Source organism: Qipengyuania sp. S6317L1, assembly GCF_023015615.1.
Classification (GTDB): domain Bacteria; phylum Pseudomonadota; class Alphaproteobacteria; order Sphingomonadales; family Sphingomonadaceae; genus Erythrobacter.
In genome coordinates, this window is the sequence record NZ_JALKAJ010000003.1 from 102,974 (window position 1) to 124,619 (window position 21,646).

18 protein-coding genes are annotated in these 21,646 nt (G+C 59.7%); 13 read left to right on the forward strand and 5 right to left on the reverse strand.

The window, feature by feature from the left end; genetic code table 11:
* Positions 1-95 precede the first annotated feature (95 nt).
* Positions 96-374 carry a hypothetical protein gene (locus MWU38_RS08180; RefSeq protein WP_247271360.1) on the reverse strand — a complete coding sequence of 93 codons (279 nt, stop codon included), beginning with the start codon at positions 372-374 and terminating at the stop codon, positions 96-98.
* Entirely contained in the window at positions 371-1,795 is a 1,425-nt protein-coding gene (locus tag MWU38_RS08185; protein ID WP_247271361.1) for a Mur ligase family protein, read from the reverse strand. Before MWU38_RS08185 ends, MWU38_RS08180 begins: the two co-directional genes overlap by 4 nt.
* A 55-nt stretch (positions 1,796-1,850) precedes the next feature.
* Here MWU38_RS08185 and MWU38_RS08190 point away from each other — a divergent pair, with 55 nt between their 5' ends.
* The 8 genes from MWU38_RS08190 (at position 1,851) to MWU38_RS08225 (ending at position 8,390) form a co-directional block, all read left to right on the forward strand.
* Positions 1,851-2,681, forward strand: coding sequence for an LD-carboxypeptidase (locus MWU38_RS08190; RefSeq protein WP_247271362.1), 831 nt, complete (start codon positions 1,851-1,853; stop codon positions 2,679-2,681).
* 30 nt (positions 2,682-2,711) lie between these two features.
* Entirely contained in the window at positions 2,712-3,650 is a 939-nt protein-coding gene (gene fabD, locus MWU38_RS08195) for an ACP S-malonyltransferase (protein ID WP_247271363.1), read from the forward strand.
* Positions 3,650-4,411, forward strand: coding sequence for a 3-oxoacyl-[acyl-carrier-protein] reductase (gene fabG, locus MWU38_RS08200; protein WP_247271364.1), 762 nt, complete (start codon positions 3,650-3,652; stop codon positions 4,409-4,411). Before fabD ends, fabG begins: the two co-directional genes overlap by 1 nt.
* Before the next feature lie 195 nt (positions 4,412-4,606).
* Positions 4,607-5,734, forward strand: a complete 1,128-nt coding sequence (gene dnaN / locus MWU38_RS08205; RefSeq protein ID WP_247271365.1) for a DNA polymerase III subunit beta — start codon at positions 4,607-4,609, stop codon at positions 5,732-5,734.
* A complete protein-coding gene (locus tag MWU38_RS08210) occupies positions 5,734-6,153 on the forward strand; it encodes a hypothetical protein (RefSeq protein WP_247271366.1) in 420 nt (139 codons plus the stop codon). Before dnaN ends, MWU38_RS08210 begins: the two co-directional genes overlap by 1 nt.
* Positions 6,146-6,799, forward strand: coding sequence for a glutathione S-transferase family protein (locus MWU38_RS08215; protein WP_247271367.1), 654 nt, complete (start codon positions 6,146-6,148; stop codon positions 6,797-6,799). Before MWU38_RS08210 ends, MWU38_RS08215 begins: the two co-directional genes overlap by 8 nt.
* A gap of 32 nt (positions 6,800-6,831) precedes the next feature.
* On the forward strand, positions 6,832-7,926 hold the full coding sequence (locus MWU38_RS08220) for a DUF2855 family protein (RefSeq protein WP_247271368.1): 1,095 nt from the start codon (positions 6,832-6,834) through the stop codon (positions 7,924-7,926).
* Positions 7,923-8,390, forward strand: a complete 468-nt coding sequence (locus MWU38_RS08225; protein WP_247271369.1) for a hypothetical protein — start codon at positions 7,923-7,925, stop codon at positions 8,388-8,390. The genes MWU38_RS08220 and MWU38_RS08225 overlap by 4 nt, the downstream gene beginning before the upstream one ends.
* A 9-nt stretch (positions 8,391-8,399) precedes the next feature.
* Here MWU38_RS08225 and MWU38_RS08230 read toward each other — a convergent pair whose 3' ends face one another.
* Positions 8,400-10,166 carry a D-aminoacylase gene (locus MWU38_RS08230; RefSeq protein WP_247271370.1) on the reverse strand — a complete coding sequence of 589 codons (1,767 nt, stop codon included), beginning with the start codon at positions 10,164-10,166 and terminating at the stop codon, positions 8,400-8,402.
* 112 nt (positions 10,167-10,278) lie between these two features.
* On the opposite strand from MWU38_RS08230, the gene MWU38_RS08235 reads away from it, so the two are divergent.
* Both MWU38_RS08235 and MWU38_RS08240 read left to right on the forward strand, forming a co-directional pair.
* Positions 10,279-11,226 (forward strand): glycerophosphodiester phosphodiesterase family protein, encoded by a 948-nt coding sequence (locus MWU38_RS08235; RefSeq protein ID WP_247271371.1) that lies wholly within the window; start codon positions 10,279-10,281, stop codon positions 11,224-11,226.
* On the forward strand, positions 11,226-12,134 hold the full coding sequence (locus MWU38_RS08240) for an alpha/beta fold hydrolase (RefSeq protein WP_247271372.1): 909 nt from the start codon (positions 11,226-11,228) through the stop codon (positions 12,132-12,134). Before MWU38_RS08235 ends, MWU38_RS08240 begins: the two co-directional genes overlap by 1 nt.
* Here the strand turns inward: MWU38_RS08240 and MWU38_RS08245 are convergent.
* Both MWU38_RS08245 and MWU38_RS08250 read right to left on the reverse strand, forming a co-directional pair.
* Complete coding sequence (locus MWU38_RS08245) at positions 12,131-13,000, reverse strand: alpha/beta fold hydrolase (RefSeq protein WP_247271373.1); 870 nt, start codon at positions 12,998-13,000, stop codon at positions 12,131-12,133. The genes MWU38_RS08240 and MWU38_RS08245 overlap by 4 nt on opposite strands.
* Before the next feature lie 123 nt (positions 13,001-13,123).
* The gene (locus MWU38_RS08250) at positions 13,124-14,821 is read right to left on the reverse strand and encodes an alpha/beta fold hydrolase (protein ID WP_247271374.1); all 1,698 of its coding nucleotides are present in this window, start codon (positions 14,819-14,821) and stop codon (positions 13,124-13,126) included.
* 314 nt (positions 14,822-15,135) lie between these two features.
* Here MWU38_RS08250 and MWU38_RS08255 point away from each other — a divergent pair, with 314 nt between their 5' ends.
* The 3 genes from MWU38_RS08255 to lepA all read left to right on the forward strand — a co-directional run bounded on the left by MWU38_RS08255 (position 15,136) and on the right by lepA (position 21,484).
* A complete protein-coding gene (locus MWU38_RS08255; protein ID WP_247271375.1) occupies positions 15,136-17,232 on the forward strand; it encodes an EAL domain-containing protein in 2,097 nt (698 codons plus the stop codon).
* A 165-nt stretch (positions 17,233-17,397) separates the two neighbouring features.
* Positions 17,398-19,572: an EAL domain-containing protein gene (locus MWU38_RS08260; RefSeq protein WP_247271376.1), complete on the forward strand. Its 2,175-nt coding sequence runs from the start codon at positions 17,398-17,400 to the stop codon at positions 19,570-19,572.
* A 94-nt stretch (positions 19,573-19,666) separates the two neighbouring features.
* A complete protein-coding gene (gene lepA / locus MWU38_RS08265) occupies positions 19,667-21,484 on the forward strand; it encodes a translation elongation factor 4 (protein ID WP_247271377.1) in 1,818 nt (605 codons plus the stop codon).
* The last annotated feature ends 162 nt before the right edge of the window (positions 21,485-21,646 follow it).

Genomic DNA, 21,646 nt, shown 5'->3' on the forward strand with positions numbered 1-21,646 from the left:
CAAAGGACTCTGCGATCATCGTGACCGGTAAGAAAGCGACAAACCAGACCAATCCTACCCAAACAAGTTTTACGCCTCTTTTGTAGACCGTCACTCTATCGAGCCTCTGCATCCAAATCTGCTCCGCAATTGCCGCAGGTCTTGTTGGGCCAAGGCACCATGAACGCGCCGCGAAAGAACAGGTTCTTGCCGCAATGCGGGCAATTGAAATAGCGGATGCGCACATTCACGAGGATCAAGAGCAGCACCGCCACGGCAAAAGCCCAGGTCGAGTGCCCCATCCATTTGTCGACGGTAATTACGAACATGAACGCCGCCAGCGTGGCGAACAGCATCAGCTGGGCATGGCGAACGGCAAGGCGGTAGATCGTCATTGGAGGCGGTCTAGCACATCTTTCGCAAAAGCGCTCAAAGTGTCGTCGCGCGCTCCCATGATCACCACGCGGTCGCCGGCCCGCGCGATTTCGACAATGCGGTCGCCGCAATCCTCGCGGGCAGCGATATGCTCGGCAGAGCCGCCATGGCTCTCGATCAGGCTGATAATCCGCTCGGTCCCCTCGGTTCGGTCCACCGTTCCGCCGAAGTAAACAGGGTCGCACATGATGGTGATGTCGTCCTCGCCAAGCTCGCGCGCGAAGGTTTCGGCGAGCTCATCGCCCATCTGGCGAAGCGGCCCGTAGCCATGCGGTTGGAAGAACGCGATTACGCGGCCTTCGGTGGCTTTCAATGTGCGCAAGGTGGCCGCGCATTTCTCCGGATTGTGGCCGAAATCGTCGATCACGCTGATGCCAGACGGCGAAGTGCCCACCACATCGAAGCGGCGTGCGAGGCCCTGGAACCTTGTGAGGGCATAAACGCTGCGGCTGGTTTCCACCCCGGTGGCGCTCAATGCCGCAATCGCGGCGAGCGCGTTCGACAGATTGTGCAATCCGGGCATGGGGAGTTCCAGCGGGAATACCTCCTTGCTGCGATTGTCGATCAGGATCGCTCGGATGCTCAAGGGCAGTTGTTCGATGCTGCCGGGCTCGACCGTGAAATCGGCGTCCTGGTGCTCAATGCCGAAGGTTACCGTCTGCCTTGCGCGTTCAGCGAGGAAGCGTGTTTCCTCGTCATCCAGATTTATGACAGCGCAGCCCGAGGTCGCAATGTAATCGCCAAAGAGTTTGCGCAATTCCTCGATTGATTTGTGGTCGAGGCTGACATTCAAGAGAACGCCAACGGTGGGTTTGAACAGAGCGATGGAGCCGTCGCTTTCGTCGACTTCGCTGACGAAGACACGCGGGCTACCGACCCGCGCGCTGGCAAAAGGGTTCGCCTCATCGACGAAGTTCTTCATCACCGCGCCGTTCATCACGGTCGGATCATGGCCGATGTCAGCAAGGATCCATGCGATCATGCCGGTGACGGTGCTTTTGCCTGATGTGCCGCCGATGGCGACGGAATAGCCCGCCTCGTTGAAAAGCTCTGAAAGCAGTTCGGCGCGCGTCAACCGCTCGCAGTCCAGTTCCTTTGCGCGGGCGACTTCGGGCACGGTGTCCTCGACCGCGGCGGATGCGATCAGGGTCTGCCCGGCGCTTGTCAGGCCGCTTCCATCCTGTGGAAAAAGGGCAAAGCCGTTGCGTTCCAGCCATGCGAATTTTTCAGGGGTGCGGCCCTGGTCAAAGCTGCGGTCGGAACCGCCAACCTCATGGCCAAAGCCGTGGGCAAGCTGTGCAAGCGGGAGCATGCCCGACCCGCCGATGCCGCAGAAAAAGAATGGACGTGGGTTCTCGTCCTCACCCTTGGTATCCGTCATGGCGCGCATGGTTATGGGCTTGCAAGTCGAGATACAAGCGCGCACCCTAGAGTTAATGACAAATATCGCAATCTGCGCGCCTGCAAGGGCAATAACAAAGGACCACGCCGCCGCATTGGAGGCATTGGTTGCCGCCGAGTTTCCCGAACATTCGGTCACGTTTCACGATCAGTGCTTTGAGCGGTCGGGCCACTTTGCAGGGGATGACCTGACGCGGCTTACCGGATTGCTCGACTGCGCCAATGACCCGGCGTTCGATGCGGTGTGGTTTGCGCGCGGTGGTTATGGCTCCAACCGGATTGCCGAGGCGGCGATTGCGCGCATGAATGCGGCTGCGCGTGAAAAGACTTACGTGGGTTATTCCGATTGCGGATATCTGCTGGGCGCGCTGTATCGTGCGGGCATCGGGCAATGCGCGCACGGCTCCATGCCGATCAGCGCGAGCTCTTCAAGCGGTCCCGAATCCGCGCGCCGCGTGCTGCGCTGGTTTGGCGGGGACAATTCGGGGATGGAGCCAAGCGTTGACGGGCGGGCACCCACCGCCGCCTTCAACCTCATCACGCTTGCCATGCTGGCAAAGACGCCGCTGATGCCTGACCTTACCGGCCATGTGGTGATGGTCGAGGAAGTGAGCGAGCAGCTTTACGCCATCGACCGCTGTTTCTTCGCGCTCGCCGGCAGCTTGCCGCGGCTCGCCGGGCTAAGGCTCGGCGCGGTCAGCGATGTTCCCGAAAACGACATTCCCTTCGGTTCTACCGAGGAAGAGATCGCCAAATTCTGGTGCGCACGGGCGGGCATTCCCTACCTTGGCCGCGCTGAAATCGGGCACACCTCTGCCAACAGGGTTGTGCCTTTCGGGCTTGCAGGACCGGCGCGGGCCTCTTAACGGGCCGCCTCAACAAGAGGGATCTTAGACATGAAAGCATTCGTTTTTCCCGGCCAGGGCAGCCAGAAAGTCGGCATGGGCACCGAGCTTGCCGCTGCAAGCCCTGCCGCGCGCGAAGTGTTCGAAGAGGTGGACGAGGCGCTCGGCCTCAAGCTCTTCACCATCATGGCCGACGGGCCTGAGGATCAATTGACCCTCACCGAAAATGCGCAGCCTGCGATCATGGCGAACGCCATCGCCACCTTGCGCGTTCTGGAGCGGGAGTTCGGGGTGAAGCTTGCAGACACCGCATCGTGTGTCGCCGGGCACTCGCTGGGCGAATACACCGCGCTGTGCGCCGTGGGTGCTTTCGACCTTGCGACGACGGCCCGCCTGTTGAAGCTGCGCGGCTCTGCTATGCAATCGGCGGTTCCGGTGGGCGAGGGCGCGATGGCGGCTCTGCTGGGCGCGGACATCGACAAGGCCAAGGCGCTTGCCGAGGCGGCTGCCGAAGGTGACGTGTGCGAAGTCGCCAATGACAATGATCCCGGCCAAGTCGTGATTTCAGGCCACAAGGCCGCGATCGAACGCGCGGTCGGCCTCGTCAAAGAGCACGGCATCAAACGCGGTGTCCTTCTGCCGGTATCGGCGCCCTTTCACTGTTCCTTGATGAAGCCCGCCGCCGACCGCATGGCCGAGGCGCTCCAAGAAACCCCTCCCGGCGCGCTTGGCTTGCCGCTCTTCGCCAATGTAACCGCTGCCAAAGTGACCGATCCGGCAGAGGAGCAAGAGCTGCTGGTCCAGCAAGTCACAGGGCGCGTGCGCTGGCGCGAAAGCGTGGGCGCGATGCACGCCGATGGCGTCACCCACTTCGTCGAACTGGGCGGCAAGGTGCTTGCCCCCATGATCCGCAAAATTGCCGGAGAGGCTGAGACAAGCAGCCTGATCACAATGGAAGACCTGGAAACCTTCGCAAAGGAGAATGGCTGATGTTTTCGCTTCAAGGAATGAACGCGCTGGTAACCGGCGCAAGCGGCGGGATCGGTTCAGCGATTGCCTATGCGCTTGCAAAACAGGGCGCGCGTCTGGCGCTGTCGGGATCGAATGCGGAGAAACTGCGCGTCTTTCGCGAGCAGCTTATCAGCGATGTCGGATCGCCCGAAACAGGCGATCATGTCGCGATCACCTGCAACCTTTCGGACAGCGCGGAAGTCGATAATCTCATTCCAGCAGCCGTCGATACGCTTGGCGGTGTGGACATTCTGGTGAACAACGCCGGCATCACCCGCGATGGCCTTGCGATGCGGATGAAGGATGAGGATTGGCAGGCCGTCATCGGCGTCAATCTCGAAGCTGCATTTCGCCTGATGCGCGCCAGCGCCCGCCCGATGATGAAGGGCCGGTTTGGCCGCATCATCAACATCACCTCGGTCGTCGGCCACACCGGCAATCCGGGCCAGATGAATTATTGCGCGGCCAAGGCAGGGCTCACCGGCATGACCAAGAGCTTCGCGCAGGAAGTCGCAAGCCGCGGCATCACCGCAAACTGCGTTGCCCCCGGCTTCATCCGCACCGACATGACCAGCGCACTGGATGAAAAGCAGACCGATGCGATCAACGCCAAAATCCCGGCCGGCAAAATGGGCGAGGGCGAAGACATTGGCGCCGCCGTCGCATTCCTCGCAAGCCGCGAGGCAGGATATATCACCGGCGAGACAATCCACGTAAACGGCGGGATGGCGATGCTGTAACCCCTTGGATGGGGCTCAAAGGCGCGTTCCGGGTGTCCTTCGAGCCCTTATCCCCAAGGGAATCGCCGCTAGGTAACCAACAATCTTGCCCCGCTTCGTAAGGCCGCTAAGGTTTTTTGCGAAACAAGGGGCATTTGCCAGCGATTCCATGCCTGCAAGGGCCCCCGTGAACACAAAAGCGATAGGGTAAGTCCGATGAAGGCTACGATCGAACGCGCGACGCTCCTGCGTTGTCTGTCCCATGTTCAATCGGTGGTGGAACGCCGCAACACCATTCCGATCCTCTCCAATGTATTGATCGAGGCATCGGAAGACGGCAGCGTAAAGGTCATGGCGACCGACCTCGACCTGCAAGTGGTCGAGACGATGAGCGCCGCTTCGGTCGATACGCCCGGCGCGATCACCGTGTCCGCGCACCTTCTGTTCGACATTGCCCGCAAGCTTCCCGACGGCAGCCAGGTCAGCCTTGAAGCGGCGGACAACCAGATGGTAGTCAAGGCGGGCCGTTCGCGCTTCAAACTGCCGACGCTGCCGCGCGATGACTTTCCTGTCATTGTCGAGGGCGATCTGCCGACCTCGTTCGAGGTTCCGGCTCGCACTCTGGCGCAGATGATCGACGCAACGCGATTTGCGATTTCGACCGAGGAAACGCGGTATTATCTCAACGGCATTTTCCTGCACGTGTCGGATGATGACGGGCCCGTTCTGAAAGCAGCGGCCACCGACGGCCACCGCCTTGCACGCTTTACCATTGCGCAGCCTGATGGCGCGAATGGAATGCCCGATGTGATCGTCCCGCGCAAAGCCGTGGCCGAACTGCGCAAGCTGCTCGAAGAGGCATTGGACGGCGCGGTTGTGGTTGACCTTTCGGCCTCCAAAATCCGCTTTACCCTGTCGGGTGAGGGCGGCGTTGTGCTGACCAGCAAGCTGATCGACGGGACCTTCCCCGATTACAGCCGCGTCATTCCGACCGGCAATGACAAGCTTCTTAAAGTGGACCCCAAACTCTTCCACCAGGGCGTTGACCGCGTTGCGACCATCGCGACCGAAAAAACCCGCGCGGTGAAGATGGGTCTGGAAGCCGACAAAGTGACGCTCAGCGTGACTTCGCCTGACAACGGCAACGCATCGGAAGAACTCGCCGCCAGCTATTCGAGCGAGAGTTTCGAGATCGGCTTTAACGCCAATTATCTCAAGGACATCCTTGGCCAGTTCGATTCCGACGAGGTCGAATTGCACCTCGCTGACGCGGGCGCTCCGACGTTGATCCGCGAAGATGATGCCTCGCCTGCGCTCTATGTGCTGATGCCGATGCGCGTGTAATGCGCGGTTTCGGGGGGATCATCGCTGGCGTTGCCTGCTCATTGGCACTTTCGGGCGCGAGCACTGCTGGCGCACAGGACAATGCGGGCGCGGGTAACGCACAGGGTTTCTCACCCGAGGATGACCTCGACTGCGCGCTTTATGTCGGTTCGCTCATCGGAGAAGCGGAAGGGGTGATGACGCCCGATGTTGCCTCGGCCTATCTTGCGTCCATGACCTATTACATCGGCCGATACGAAGCGCAGCGCGGCACGCCGATAAATGTCGCCTTGGCAGAGCGTTATCCCGAATTCCAGAAGCGCGATACGAGGGCGCTGGAGCAGATTTGCGGGCTTCGCACCCGTGGATTTGCCTCGCGTATGGAAAGCATACGCCGTGTCCTTGCAGAGGCGCAGCGCGAACAGCCGGACGATGAGTGAGACAGATGGCGCAGCAGTGCGCATTTTCGGCACGGTCACATCGACCTACACCCGCATTATTCAGATCACGTGTGAAGAGGCAGGGTTAAGCCACGAAACAATCGCGACTTCTGCGCAAAGCCCGCACAACCGCCACCCTTTTGGCAAGGTGCCGGTGGTGGAGGTCGACGGCCTTGAGCTGATAGAGAGCGTGGCGATCACGCAATATCTCGACAACCGGCACGGGGGCGGCGCGCTTCAACCGAGCGACCCCGCGAAACGCGCGGTCATGGACAAATGGGTGTCGGTCGCGAACACCTATCTCTTCCCGCTGTTCGAGCACGGGCTCGTGATGCCGTGGCTGATGCAGCGGATGGCTGGCATTGAACCTGATCCGGAAAAGATCAACAACGCGCTTCCCAATATCAGCCGCGCACTGGGCTTTCTGGAAATGGAATTGCAGAAAGACGGCGCCTGGACGGTCGTCGCGGGCGATGCGGGTGTGACGCTTGCCGATGTGTTCCTTTATCCCATTGTCCGCTCGCTCCAACTCACTCCGCAAGGCGAAGTGGGGATTGGCCAATGCGACCATCTGAGCGCGTGGCTGGCGACCCTGAAAAATCGCGCCTCGATCACCGCAACACTCTGGGAAATCGAACAGGGATAGGCTACGCCACCGCCTCAAAGAGGAGATTTTGCATGACCGTTGCCCAAGTCCACGTTCGTAAAGACAAATTGAGCGAAACCGCCCTCGTAGAAGTGCCTTCGGGCGAACTTGCCGAAGGAGCGATCCGCTTGAAGGTCGAGAGCTTCTCGGTCACCGCGAACAACATCACCTATGCGGTGGTGGGCGATGGCTTTGGCTATTGGAACTTCTTCCCGCCCAAGACCGAGGAAGACGGTATGGGCATCGTGCCGATGTGGGGCCATGCGGTGGTCACCCAAAGCAAGCACGACGAATTTGCCGTTGGCGAGCGTGTGTATGGCTATCTCCCGATGGGGACCGAGCTTGACGTGGTGCCCGGCAATGTGAGTGCTGCAAGCTTCATGGACACAACCGATTATCGCCAGCCGATGAGCCCGGTTTACAACAGCTACAACCGCCTTGCTGGCGATCCCGAACATGATCCTTCGCGCGAGAACGAGCGCATGATCTACGGCCCGCTGTTCAAGACGGGTTTTGTAATCGACTATTTTCTGCGGTCAGAAGACTGGTTTGGCGCGAGCCAGGTGATCCTCACCAGCGCATCATCCAAGACGGCGATGGGTCTTGCCAGCGTTGCCAAGCAGAATTCGCCGAATGTGAAACGCATCGGCCTCACCTCTGCCGGCAATGTGGATTTCGTCGAGAAGACAGGGCTTTATGACGAGGTTGCGACCTATGAAACGATCGGAACCCTTCCAATCGCGGATACGGTCACGGTCGATTTTGCTGGCAATGCGGAAGTGCTGGGCAAACTCCACCACCACTTCAGCGACACGCTCAAATATTCGTGCCTTGTGGGCGCAACCCATGTCGAGGCGAGGAGCTCGATAGGCGGTGACGCGGGCGATCTTCCCGGGCCAAAGCCCACGCTGTTCTTTGCGCCCGACCATTTCGTCTCCTTCTTCAAGGAGCATGGCCCGCAAGAAGGCGGCAAGATGATCGCGGCAAATTGGCACGCATTCCTGAGCGCGGTTGAAGGGACGGTCGAAATCGAAACGCACAGCGGGCTCGAAGCTGCGCGCGAAACCTATCTTGCGATGCTGAATGGTGATATTGATCCTGCGAGGGGGGTAGTAATCCAACCGTGACAACCGCTTCATCAGGCGACGCCGGGATCTATGCTTTTGGCATGGTGTTCCTGTTCGTCGCCATGTGGTTTGTCACTACCGCTTTACTGCCCAAGCTGACCGGCTGGGCGGAGCTTGAAAAACACCACCCCGACGTCGATGAAGCCGCAATTCAAACCTTTCGCTTTCACGGGTTCTACCTCGGCAAGCAAAAGCTGGGCGCATCCTATCGGGGGTGTGTCACCTTTGAGGTATGCCAGAACGGCCTTCGGGTGCGTGTCTGGAAAGTATTTGCGCCATTGAGCCGCCCGATTTTCATTCGCTGGGACAGGCTGGTCGTGGAAGAAGCGAGGGTTTTTGGCCTTTCGGGCGCAAGGATGAAACTGGGGCCGCAGGGCGATTATTGGATGACCATTGGCGGTGGGACCGCGCGCAAGATTGCGCAGGCAAGCGGGGGAGCTTTCGCCCCTCCCGCAAGCGGTTGATCCTTCCCTCTACTCCGCCGCTTCGGCAAGTTCGGCGCGCTTTGGTCCGCGGATAAGCCCGCCGGGAGTTTGGCCTGTCCACTTGCCCCCTTCAAACGTCACTTCGCCGTTTTTGATCGTGTAATCATAGCCTTGCGCCTTTTGCAGGAGGCGCTTGCCGCCAGCGGGCAGGTCGAAGGCGAGCCACGGTTTACCAAGCTTAAGCCGTTCCAGATCGATCACATTGAGATCGGCGAGATATCCCGGCGCAATCACTCCGCGATCTTCAAGGCCATAGAGCACCGCGGTGTCGCGGCACTGGCGCCGAATTGCGTTCTCCAGCGTGATCCGCTCGCCGCGCTTGCGGTTCTTCACCCAGTGTTCGAGCATGAACGTAGGCGATGCCGCATCGCAGATCGTGCCGCAGTGCGCGCCGCCATCAGAAAGCGAGTTCACCGTGTCGTCGGCATGTTGCAGCGGGTGGAGGAAATCGAGATTGCCATCGGCATAGTTCAGGATCGGCAGGTAAATGAACCCTTTGCCCTCATCGCGGCACATCAGGTCATAGGCGTATTCCTGCGGCGAGACACCGGCAGCACGCCCGCGCTCATTGATTGAGGCAGAGGCTTCGGGCTCGTAATCGAAATCCTCGTCCATCTCGTATTGCATCGCCCAGCCCATGGTGACGACCATGACAACCTCGATGATGTCTTGCGGCGCGTCGGAATAATCGCTCGTCTCTGATAGCAATTGCGCCTTGAATTCCGGATCGAACAGCTTGGCCTTCTGCTCCTCCCAAGGAAGGTCTGCGATGGCCATCCAGCTCGGGCGATAGACGAAGGGGTGGATCGTCCCTTGCCAGCCCATGATGACGCCGTTTCCGCGCAGCGCAATTTGCGCAACGATGTTGGCGCCGTTGTCGTTTTCCGCGCGCATCTTGTCGATCTGCTCGTCAAGCGGCAGTTCCTTGGCGATGGACTGGAGCGCGGCGAAGGTGACGGGAACGCCGGCTTCGCGGCTCAATTTGCCCATCCATTCAAATTCGTTCCAGTCGCGCTTCAAATCGCTCGCCATTTCGAACACGGCATGACCGCCAGCATCCTGTCCGCGGCCCATGGCGTGACCGATGGCGACCAGTTCTTCCGGCGTTGCGGTGGTGCCGGGGACAAGCTCGCCTTCAATGGACTTGTGAAGAACCGTGCGCGAGGTGGAAAAGCCGAGTGCCCCGGCGCGAACCCCTTCCTCGACAATATCGGACATCGCCTTGATATCTTCATCCGTTGGAACGGCGCCGGGTTGCTCCCGCTCGCCCAGCACATAGGCGCGCACCGCGCCGTGGGGGACGTGGGTTCCCACATCGACCGTACGCGGCAGTTTTTCGAGAGCGTCGAGATATTCGGGGAAGGTTTCCCATTCCCATGTGATCCCTTCGGCAAGCGCCGTGCCGGGAATATCCTCGACCCCTTCCATCAGGCTGATCAGCCATTCGTGGCGGTCGGGTTTGGCAGGCGCAAAACCGACGCCGCAATTGCCCATGACGACCGTCGTGACGCCGTGCCAGCTGGAGGGCGCCATTTCCTGATCCCAAGTTGCCTGCCCGTCATAGTGGGTGTGAATATCGACAAAGCCGGGAGCCACGATCTTGCCGGTCGCGTCGATCTCGCGCGTCGCATCGCCGCGCACTTCGCCCACCTGAGCAATCAGCCCATCCTTCACCGCGACATCCCCGGTAAATCGCTGCGCGCCGGTGCCGTCCACGATGGTGCCGCCCCGTATAATGAGGTCAAATGCTGGCATGATATGTCTCCTCTCTCTCGATAGAGAAGGTCTCACATCAAAACTGATTTGGCAACCAGCTTGTCCAGACGGTGCAGGGCGCTAGTTTGCGGGCCTTAAGGAGAACGAATCTGTGACGAGTTTGAAGCATTTGGGAGCGGCCGCTCTCGCGATTGTGGCAACGGTGAGCGTCAGCGCGCAGGAGCCAGCCGGCCCTTACAAGATCGGGACCGAGGGCGATTTGTCGGCCAGGCTCGACTGTCTTGAGGAAGCGGGTGCGACAATCATTTCGGCGCACCGCGGCGGCCCTTCGCCGGGCCTGCCGGAAAATGCCATTCCGACAATGGACGCGGTGCTTCACGCTTTGCCCGCGATGATGGAAATTGACGTCGCGGCGAGCCCTGACGGGGTGCATTACCTGATGCACGACCGCACGCTGGATCGCACGACGACGGGCACGGGCGCTGTCACCGATGTGCCGTGGAAAGAGGTGGCGCAGCTGCGTCTGGTGGACGAAGCGGGGTGGGTGACACCTTACCGCGTGCCGACATTGGCTGGCACGCTCGCATGGGCCAAGGGCAAGACCGTGCTGCAAGTCGATTTCAAACGCACTGCGAATTTCGAGACGGTAATAGCCGAGATTCGCAAGGCCGGGATGGAACAGGGCGTGATCCTCATCGCCTATACCAAGGCGCAGGCGCTCAAACTTTATGAGCTCGCGCCCGACATGCTCATTTCCTATTCGGTCAACGCGCCCGGCGATCTGGCCGAGATCGTCGAGGCGGGTATTCCGGCGCGGAAGATTGTCGCCTTTACCGGCACGCGGTTGGCGAAGCCTGACCTGTATGCGGCGCTTGATGAGCAGGACGTTGAAGTGATTTTCGGCACATTGGGCCGGCCCGATCGCTCTCTTGACGGGGTGTTTCAACGCTTTGGAACCGATGAACGCTATGCCGAACTTGGGCAGGGCGGGGTTGATATCATCGCGACGGACCGTCCGCGTGCAGCCGCCATGGCGTTGGCCGAGGCGAAGCGTCTGCCGATGCCGGGCAGCTGCGGCGTCACCCGCGGCGGCGAGTGATGACCCGCACGCCCAGCTGGAGCCCGCCCGCCGACAGCGGCATCGAGGTAAAGTTCGTCGAGACCAGCGGCCTTACTTTCGAGGTGGCTGAGGCGGGAGCCAGGAGCGGGGGCAGCGATCATCTGGCGCTGATGCTCCACGGCTTTCCCGAGCTGCATTATTCCTGGCGGCACCAAATGGCCTTGCTGGCGCAGAAGGGTTACCGCGTGTGGGCGCCCAACCTTCGCGGATATGGCGCGAGCGATAGGCCCGAAGGCGTGCGCAATTACGCACTCGATCACCTGACACAGGACGTTGCCGATCTGATCGATGCAAGCGGGGCGAGCAAGGTCACGCTGTTCGCCCACGATTGGGGCGCGATCATCGCGTGGTTGTTTGCGATCTTGAAGAAACGGCCGATTGAACGGCTCGTCATCATGAACGTGCCGCATCCGATGCCCGCACGGCGCGAGATCAGGAAATGGCGGCAATTGAAGAAGAGCTGGTACATCTTCTTTTTCCAATTGCCGTGGCTGCCCGAAGCGTTCCTTGGGCGAAAGGGCGGGGATGCGGTGGGCGATCTGATCGCGAACACATCCTGCAATCCGCAGCGTTTTGGCCCGGAAGAGCGGCGCATTTACAGCGATGCCAGCCGTCGTCCGGGCGCGCGCAAGGCGATGGTCAATTACTACCGCGCGCTCTTGCGTCACGATGACACGGTCGATCCGGGCGATTTCACCGTCGATGTGCCGACCCTGATGGTGTGGGGAGAAGAAGACGTCGCGATCGATATCCACTGCACGCACGGGACGCAGGAGTGGGTGCCAAACCTCACGCTAAAGCGCCTGCCCGGCGTCTCCCACTGGGTACAGCAGGATGCGCCGGATCAGGTCAATGCGATTTTGGACGAGTGGCTGCCCCCGGCCTAAGCCGCAAAGGCGCTGGTGCGGGTTTTTTCCGATTTGGTTTCCGGCGCGTCGAGGAATTCGCGGATTGCCGCCACGCTTTCATCGGCGTGGGTAAGCAGGAACAGATGGCCGCCGCCTTCGAACATCTGAAGCTTCGCGTTGGGCATCATCGCCTTCAGGATCTTGCCGTTGATCGGGCGCACGATCTGGTCGTCCTCACCCATCATGATCAGCGTCTCTTTCTTCAAGAAAGGCAGAGCAGGCAGGCTGGTCCAGCCCATCATGCACAGCAATTGATACATATATCCGCGCGGGGAAGGGGGTTTCAGCCGGCCGATGTGGCTGTCTTTCTGGTGTGCGGAACCGTCGGCATCCGCGCCGCCATAAAGCGTTGCGAAATGTTCGTTCATGAATTCGGGATCGATGTAACGGCGCGGGTTCGCCATCTTGGTGAAGGCCGCAGGATTGCCGGGAACCATCGCCATTCCGGGCGTCGTCGCGATCAGCACAAGGCGCCGCGTGCGTGCAGGGTGCTGAAGCGCGAAATGCTGCGCCATCGCGCCGCCCCATGAAACGCCCATCACATCCACTTCGCCAAGGCCGAAACGGCCAAGCAGTTCGGCGGCAGTCCAGCTCATGGTGAAAGGATTGTAAGGGATCACGGGATCAGGCGATTCGCCCGTTCCCGGCATGTCGAACATGATGAACCCGCGCTCCGACATGGCCTGCGTCAAAGGAGCAACAGCCTCGATGTTGGCGCCGATGCCGTTGAAGAACAGGATGGGGGGATGTTCGCTCTTGTCCTCAAGCCTCCACCTAGCAACCCGTAGCGTCCGCCCGGCCACTTCTTCCATGGTGACCACGGCATCCTTCATCACATTACTCACAGATGTCCTAACCTTTCACGCAGCGCATTTGAGGGGGGAAGAGGGTGGGAGACACGGCTCGCAGATCCCGTGCGGGCCGTGTCTCCCTCAAGCTCTTTTAGCGCGCTATTCGGGACGTCCTTATCAGACTTCTTCGATGACGTAGAGTCCCGGCGCATTTTCCATCGGCGGATAGGCCTTGCTGCCCACCTGTTTGGGGGCTGCGACCTTCTTGCCCGAACGCTTCTGGATCCATTCGATCCAATATGGCCACCAGCTTCCCTTGACCTCTTCTGTGCCCTGCAGCCATTCGTCCGCTGTTTCGGGCAATTTGCCTTTCTTCTTCTGGACGAAATACTTGGCTTTGGGATTGGTCGGCGGGTTCAAAATCGCCTGCATGTGGCCGCTTTGCGAAAGAACGTAAGTCACGTCTTTCGAACCGAACAGCTGGGTCGAGCGATAGGTCGCCTTCCACGGGGTGATGTGGTCGGTAACGCCGCCAAGGATGAACAGGTCCGCTGTCACCTTGGTAAGGTCGACCTTGTGATCGGCCATTTCCGTCTCGCCCGGGGTAGAGAAGGCAAGCGTTTCATAAAGCGTCAGAAAATCGCCCATCAGGCTCGCCGACAAATTCGTCGCATCCGAGTTCCAGTAGAGAACATCGAAGGCAGGCGGGTCCATGCCGAGCAGATAATTGTTGATCACATAGTTCCAGATGAGATCATTGGGCCGCAGCCACGCAAAGCCGCGCGCCAGATCGTCGGCCTTGATGATGCCCTTCTTGGCCGCGCGCTTCTTCGCGATCTCCATCCCGTTCTCGCTGACCAGAGAGCCCGCTTCGATGTCGGTCTGTTTGGGGTGGAGCACGCACACCATGAGCGTAAGCGTGCCAAGCACCGGATTGCCCGTTGCCGCAAGCTTGGAGGCGAGAACCGATGCCGTTTGACCGCCAGAACACCCGGCCGAGACATTCACCGTTTTCGAGCCCGAGATCTCGGAGACGATTTCGAGCGCCTCCTCGCAGCTGGCGATGTAATCGGCCATGCCCCAGCGACCTTGTTCCTTGGACGGGTTGCGCCAGGAAATGACGAAGGTCTGCATGCCGTTGTCGACCTGCCACTTGATGATCGACTTCTCCGGCGAGAGGTCGTTGATATACATCTTGTTGATCTGAGGCGGGATGGTGAGCTGCGGTACCTCGTACACTTCATCGGTGGTGGGCGCGTAATGGATGAGCTCGTACATCTCGGTCCGGTGGACGACGCTGCCTTTGGAGGTCGCGATGTTTTCGCCCAGCTTGAAGGGGCGCTTGTCAACCTGGCTCACCATGCCGCGGTTGTTCACGATGTCGTTATAGGCGTTTTGCAGCCCCTTGATGAGGCTGAGCCCGCCTGAATTGATGATCTGTTTTTGCGCGATCGGATTGCCGGCCAATGTGTTGGTCGGCGCAAGGCTGTCGATGATGATGTTCGAGATGAAGTTGGCGCGGTTGCGCTCAAGCTCGTCGAGTTCAAGATCCTCAAGCCAGTTGCTCATCCCCTTCTGTATGGCGAGATAATATTGCGCGCCGGCGCGGAAAAACGGATTGTACTGCCAGGCAGGGTCCTGAAATCGCTTGTCCTTGGGGTGGGGGGCAAGATCGCTTTTGCCGGTCACGATCTTCACCATATCCTCGCCCATGGATTGGGCGTGTTTCATCAATCGTTTGGGATCGGATGCGGTCTCGCGCAGCAATACCGCCACGGCTCCGACGAAATCCTCACGCGCAAGGCCCACCAGGGGGCCTAATGCATTCGTCGATTGAGCCGCTTCGTTTTCGAGTGTGACTTTCGGCTCGGACATTCCGATCTCCCTTATTGATTGGCAAGCTTATGATTGCTCATTGTTTACTTGATGGCCCGCACAATCGCGCAATGCAAGGTGCAGCATTCCATAAGGACGCGCGAAATACCACGGCGTGACCGCGCCCGAGCGCGCTCGCTCCCTTCGCAAATTTAATTTTCCTTCATCCCTTTTGGCTATCTGCGACGGGGAATGGATGAGGACCAGGGTTAAGCATGAATGGATTGCTGTCGAGATTGTCGGGAGGCCAGCCGGCCGCATCCGCACCGGCGCGCGTTGATTCAAGTGCATTCGACGCGCGGCGAAGCGCCGAGATGCTCGCAGGCCTTGAATCGGCGGATCTTGGCTGGTTCTGGGAATGCGATGCCAAGGGCTGCCTCACCTATCTGAGCCAATCAGCGATGAGCGCGATCGGTCTGACCAGCGACGATCTGATCGGGCGTGAGCTGACCGAAATTCTCGCCACGGGCGATTCGGACGACTATGATTCCACCTCTCGCCCGCTCAAATTCCGCATCGCCTCGCGCAGCCCGATTTCGCGCCTCAATGTCCAAGTCCTTGCCGATAAAAGCCGCGAGGTGTGGTGGGAGATATCGGCCACGCCAAAGCTTGATGGCAATGGCGAGTTTGCAGGCTTTTATGGCATCGCGCGCGACAACACGAACTCGCTTGCGCAAAGCCGGGATTCCGAAAGGGCGGCGCAATATGATTCGCTGACCGGGCTTGCCAACCGTCACCGGATGACGCGCAAGCTGGGCCAAACGCTTGACGCCTTCAAGCAGTCGAAACGCTCCTGCGCGATCATGTTGCTCGATCTCGACCGGTTCAAAAAGGTCAACGATACGCTTGGACACCCGGCTGGCGATGAACTGCTCAAGCAGGTGGCGGTCAGGATCAAGCAGCTTTTTGGCGATCAAGGCGAGATCGGCCGTCTTGGCGGCGACGAATTTCAGATCATGTTGCCCGACATTGATGACCGGGGCGAGCTTGGCGATCTGTCCAAGCGCCTCGTGCAAATGCTCTCACAGCCATATTCGGTTGGAGGTTCACGGGCGATCATCGGCTGTTCCATCGGTATTGCGGTCGCCCCTTATGACGGGATCGAGGCGAGCGAGCTGGTGAAGGCGGCTGACCTTGCGCTCTATGCGGCGAAAGACGCAGGGCGGGGCACTTACCGCTTCTATTCAAGCGAACTCAGCCGGAGCGCCGATTGGCGGCAACGGATCGAAGATGATCTGCGCGATGCTCTGTCTCAAGGGCAATTGCTCGTCCAGTATCAGCCGATTGTCGATGCAAAGACCCACATGATTGCATCGCTCGAAGCATTGCTGCGCTGGGAACACCCGGAGCGCGGGCGCGTGTCGCCTGCGGAATTCGTGCCGGTTGCCGAAGAATTGGGGATCATCAACGAGATCGGTGAATGGGTGCTTGAAGAGGTCTGCACCCAGCTTTCCAACTGTCCGCCAGAAGTGCGCGCCGCGATCAATGTATCGCCGATCCAGTTCGCCTCGGGAAAATTCTATGCCGCGGTTGATCGCATCCTCACCAAGACCGGCGTTGATCCTGCGCGCGTCGAGTTGGAAATCACCGAAAGCGTGTTCGTGGGCGATCTTGAGCGCACGCTTAACCTATTTAAAAAGCTGAAGAAACGCGGCGTCCGCTTGTCGCTTGATGATTTTGGCACCGGCTATTCCTCGCTCAGCTATCTGCGCGATGCACCCTTTGACAAAATCAAGATTGACCAAAGTTTCGTGCGCGGCTGTTCGGTTGAAGACAACAACAACAGCGCGCTCGTCTGTGCCATTGTGAGCATGGCCAATGCGCTCAAGATGGAGACCGTGGCAGAGGGCATCGAGACGAAGGATGAGCTCGCCATGGTCAAAGGCCACGGCGCGACCCATCTCCAAGGCTATCTGTTCTCGGGCCCGATTTCGATTGAAGAGCTGATCACCCGCTTCGAGAATAAGGAATTCGAGTTCAAGCCGCGCGGGCCAGAGAAATATCGCGCCGAACGCCGGACGGAATTCCGCAAGATCGGCGTCATCCATGGCGACAGCCGCTACAATGTGTTCCTGCGCAACCTTTCCAAAACCGGCGCGCGCATCGAGGGGATGCTCGATGTGCCGGTGGGAACGGAGCTTGTTCTGGACCTTGGCGATGGTCAGCTTGCCGTTGCCACGGTGCGGCGTTCGGAAGGGTTCAGCCAGGGCGTCGAATTTGAAACCAAGCTGATCAGTGACGGCGACAAGGGGCTTTGCACAAGGCACCGCGTCTCGCCCTATCAGATCGAAGCCGCCGGTCGCCCGCTTGGCGCTCTCACCAATTCGGCCGTTACCGCCTATACAAGCGGCGGTCAGTCAATGCCCAAGGCATTCGTCGAGGTGGATATCAGCGCGCAAGGGCGCGCTTGATCGCAAAGCCGGCATTTCGCGCATTCGAGCTTGCAAAGATCTCCGAAAATATTGCGCAGTTAACCTTTGATCTTAGCGAAAAAATAACCACCCGAGTTTACTCAAATTGAACACGCGAAGCCCGTGGTATCGGCTAAAATCGTAAGAGGAAAGGACAGGCTGGGGATGCCCCTCAAGGGTCTCTTGTCATCAATCGGCAGCGCAGCTTCGCGCACAGCGGCGAGCAAACTCTCTGACGGGGAGAAACTTGCCATGCTTGATGACCTTGAGCGTTCGGGGCTCGGCTGGTTCTGGTCCTGCGATCCCAAGGGCAATCTCACCTATCTTTCCGGCACCATTGCAGACCGCCTCGAAGTGCCGCTCGACCAGATCATCGGTCAGCCGCTTTCAAGCGTGTTTGTTTCAGCCGAACGCGACGGGCGAACCAAGTCGCTCGCGCTGATGCTGGGCGCGCACAAGGCGTTCTCCGGCTTTGCTGTTCGCGCGCAAAAGCGCCCCGAAGGCGCGGTGCTGCGTCTGTCGGGTCAGCCTTGCTTTGATGGCGACACTTTCGCAGGATTTCGCGGGACCGGCTGGGACATCACCGAGGAATATTACCGCGAGGAAGAAACCGCGCGGCTGGCAAAATACGATTCGCTGACAGGTCTCGCCAACCGTCACCGGATGAAGCATCTGATCGAAACCACGCTTACCGCCTTCAGGGCGGCCAAGCGCAATTGCGCGCTGATGATGCTCGATCTCGACAAATTCAAACACGTCAATGACACGCTCGGCCATGCGGCAGGCGATGAGCTTTTGAAGCAGGTTTCCGACCGTCTCAAACGCTCGATTGAGGTTGAGTGCGAGATCGGGCGGCTTGGCGGCGATGAATTTCAGGTGATGATCCCCGATCTCGATGATCGCGGCACGCTTGGTGAAATCGCGATGAAGATTATCACCATGCTCAAACAGCCCTACACCCTTGAAGAAGGGCGCTGCGTGATCGGATGCTCTGTGGGCATCGCCGTTGCACCGCACGACGGGGTAACGATGGACGAGGTCGTTCGCTCTGCCGACCTTGCGCTCTACGCTGCAAAGAACGGCGGTCGCGGCCAATACCGCTTCTTCTCTGGCGAGCTTGAGAACGAGGCATTGTTCCGCCGCCGCCTTGAAGAGAACTTGGGCGAAGCGGTGCGCGAGAAGCAATTGTTCCTCAAATATGAGCCCATCGTTGATGCCTCGAGCGAGGAAGTGCGCGCATTGGAAGCGCATATCTGCTGGATGCACGAACAACGCGGCGAGATCGACGAGGAAGAATTTGCCTCGATCCTCGAAGGGTCGAGCCAGGTCGGAGAAGTGGGCAATTGGGCCATCCGGCAGGCCTGCGCGCAAGCCTCGCAATGGCCCGATACGATCCGCGTTGCGGTCAATGTTCCCGTGCCCCTTTTTGGCGCAGACGACTTCGTTGACAGCGTTGCCGAAGCGCTCAGCGATGCCGATTTGCCTGCGCACCGGCTTGAGCTTGAGGTGAGCGAGGCGGTCTTTTTCGGCGATACCGATGTGGTCGACCGCACGCTGGCCCAATTGTTCAAGCTTGGCGTGCGTCTGACGCTGGATGAATTCGGCAGCGGCTATTCCTCGCTCGCTTATCTTCGCCGAGCACCATTCGACGCGATCAAGATCGACGAGAAACTGGTCGCCGAGGCTGAAAAGCACGATTCCAGCGATCTTGGCCTGATCAAGGCGATCGTCGCGCTTGCGGGCGCGCTCGAAATGGACACCATCGCCAACGGGATCGAGAGCACATCACTGTTCGAACGTCTCAAGAAATGCGGCGTCAAGCGCATGGAAGGCCCGATCTATTCCGACCCTGTCACCAGCGAGGTCGTTGCTGGCGAACTTACGGGCGAGAAATGGAAAATCGCGCCCAGCGGCGACCGGATCAAACGGTCGCGCCGCCGCACGGTCTATCGCCGCATCAATGTGATCCACGATGACCACTCCTACGAAGTGGTGCTGCGCAATCTGTCCAAAACGGGTGCGCTGATCCAGGGTCTCGACGAGGTTCCCAAGGGCACACAGTTCGTGGTCGATCTTGGCGGCGGTCAGCTGGCGGTTGCCACCGTCATCCGCACCAATGGCGACACGCAGGGGCTCGAGTTTGAGCAATCGCTGATCGACGACGGGGCAGGGGGGCTGTGCACCCGCAACCGTGTCTCGCCATACGCTTTGTCCGCGGCAGGTGCTCCTCTCGCTGCGCTCTCACCGGGAAGCTATCAGGCCATGCCCGGCGGGGGTCTGGGACAAGGCAGCGTGCCGCAATTCAGCTACGCCCCGCAAGCACGCTTCGAGGCGGCATAAGCCTGCTCTTTATCAAGCCGCCCGTCACACGGCGGGGATTGTTGCAAACTTCGCGAATGACATGTGCGCGAGAGGCCGCTAAATGCAGCCGCAAATGACTGACCTCTCAAAAATCCGCAATTTTTCAATTATTGCTCACATCGACCACGGCAAATCCACGCTCGCTGACCGGCTGATTCAGTTCACCGGCGGCCTGACAGAGCGTGAGATGTCGGAACAAGTCCTTGATAACATGGACATCGAGAAAGAGCGCGGCATCACCATCAAGGCGCAGACCGTGCGCCTCAACTACACCGCCAAGGACGGCGAAACCTATCAGCTCAACCTGATGGACACGCCCGGCCACGTAGACTTTGCCTATGAAGTCTCGCGCAGCCTCGCCGCGTGCGAAGGTGCGCTCCTTGTCGTGGACGCAGCCCAAGGTGTTGAGGCGCAGACCCTCGCCAATGTCTACCAGTCGATCGAGCACGACCACGAAATCGTCTCCGTCATCAACAAGGTCGATCTCCCCGCCGCCGAGCCAGAGCGCGTGCAGGCCGAGATCGAAGAGGTCATCGGCCTCGACGCCTCCGATGCTGTCATGACGTCTGCCAAAACCGGCATCGGCATCGAAGAAGTGCTCGAAGCGGTCGTCGCCAAAATCCCTCCGCCCAAGGGCGAGCGCGACGCGGCCCTCAAGGCCTCCCTCGTAGACAGCTGGTACGACCCCTATCTCGGCGTCGTCATCCTCGTGCGCGTCATCGAAGGTGTCCTCACCAAGGGCCAGCAGATCAAGTTCATGCAGGGCGGAACCCAGCACCTCGTCGACCGCGTCGGCTGTATGCGCCCCAAGATTGAGCAGCTGCCAGAACTCGGCCCCGGCGAAATCGGCTTTATTACGGCGCAGATCAAAGAGGTCGAACAGGCCCGCGTCGGTGACACCATCACCACGGTCAAGAACGGCGCGACCGAGCCGCTCAAAGGCTATAAGGAAGTCCAACCCGTTGTCTTCTGCGGCCTCTTCCCCGTGGATGCGGCTGACTTTGAAAAACTGCGCGAGAGCATCGGCAAACTGCGCTTGAACGATGCCTCCTTCTCCTTCGAGATGGAAAGCTCGGCTGCGCTTGGCTTTGGCTTTCGCTGCGGCTTCTTGGGCCTCCTCCACCTGGAGATCATCCAGGAACGCCTGTCGCGAGAATACGACCTCGACCTCATCACCACCGCGCCATCGGTGGTTTACCGCGTCCACCTCTCCAAATCGAAGACCGAGGATGCGACCACCATCGACATCCACAACCCTGCCGACTGGCCCGATGTAAACCGCATCGCGTCAATCGAGGAGCCGTGGATCAAGGCGGTGATCTACACCCCCGATGAATATTTGGGCTCCATCCTGAAGCTGTGCCAGGACCGCCGCGGCATCCAGACCGACCTCACATACGTCGGCGGCCGCGCACAGGTCACTTACGAGCTGCCCTTGAACGAAGTGGTGTTCGATTTCTACGACCGCCTGAAGTCGATCTCACGCGGCTATGCCAGCTTCGACTACGAGCAAGTGGGCCTTCGCGAAGGCGACCTTGTGAAGATGAACATCCTCGTGAACGCCGAACCCGTCGATGCGCTCTCGCTGATCGTCCACCGGAACGTCGCCGAAGAGCGCGGCCGCGGCATGTGCGAGCGTCTAAAAGACCTGATCCCGCGCCACCTCTTCAAGATCCCGGTCCAAGCAGCCATCGGCGGGAAGATCATCGCTCGTGAAACGATTGCAGCGATGCGCAAAGACGTGACCGCCAAGTGCTACGGCGGCGATATCTCGCGTAAGAAGAAGCTGCTTGAAAAGCAGAAAAAGGGTAAGGCCCGGATGCGCGAATATGGGAATGTCAGCATCCCGCAAGAAGCGTTTATTGCTGCGCTGCGGATGGGGGAGGAGTGAAGCCCCGCAGCTAAGCTGAGGATTGTGCAGCAACCACAGGCTTAGGTGCGAGAGGCTGTAACCCCGGCCAGCGGGTCGGTCTTGGCCGAACCCGTCTGACGTCACGCGGCGCATGGAGCGATTGCGTCAGCAATCGCGGAACGGCGTGTGGCGTGTTGGAAC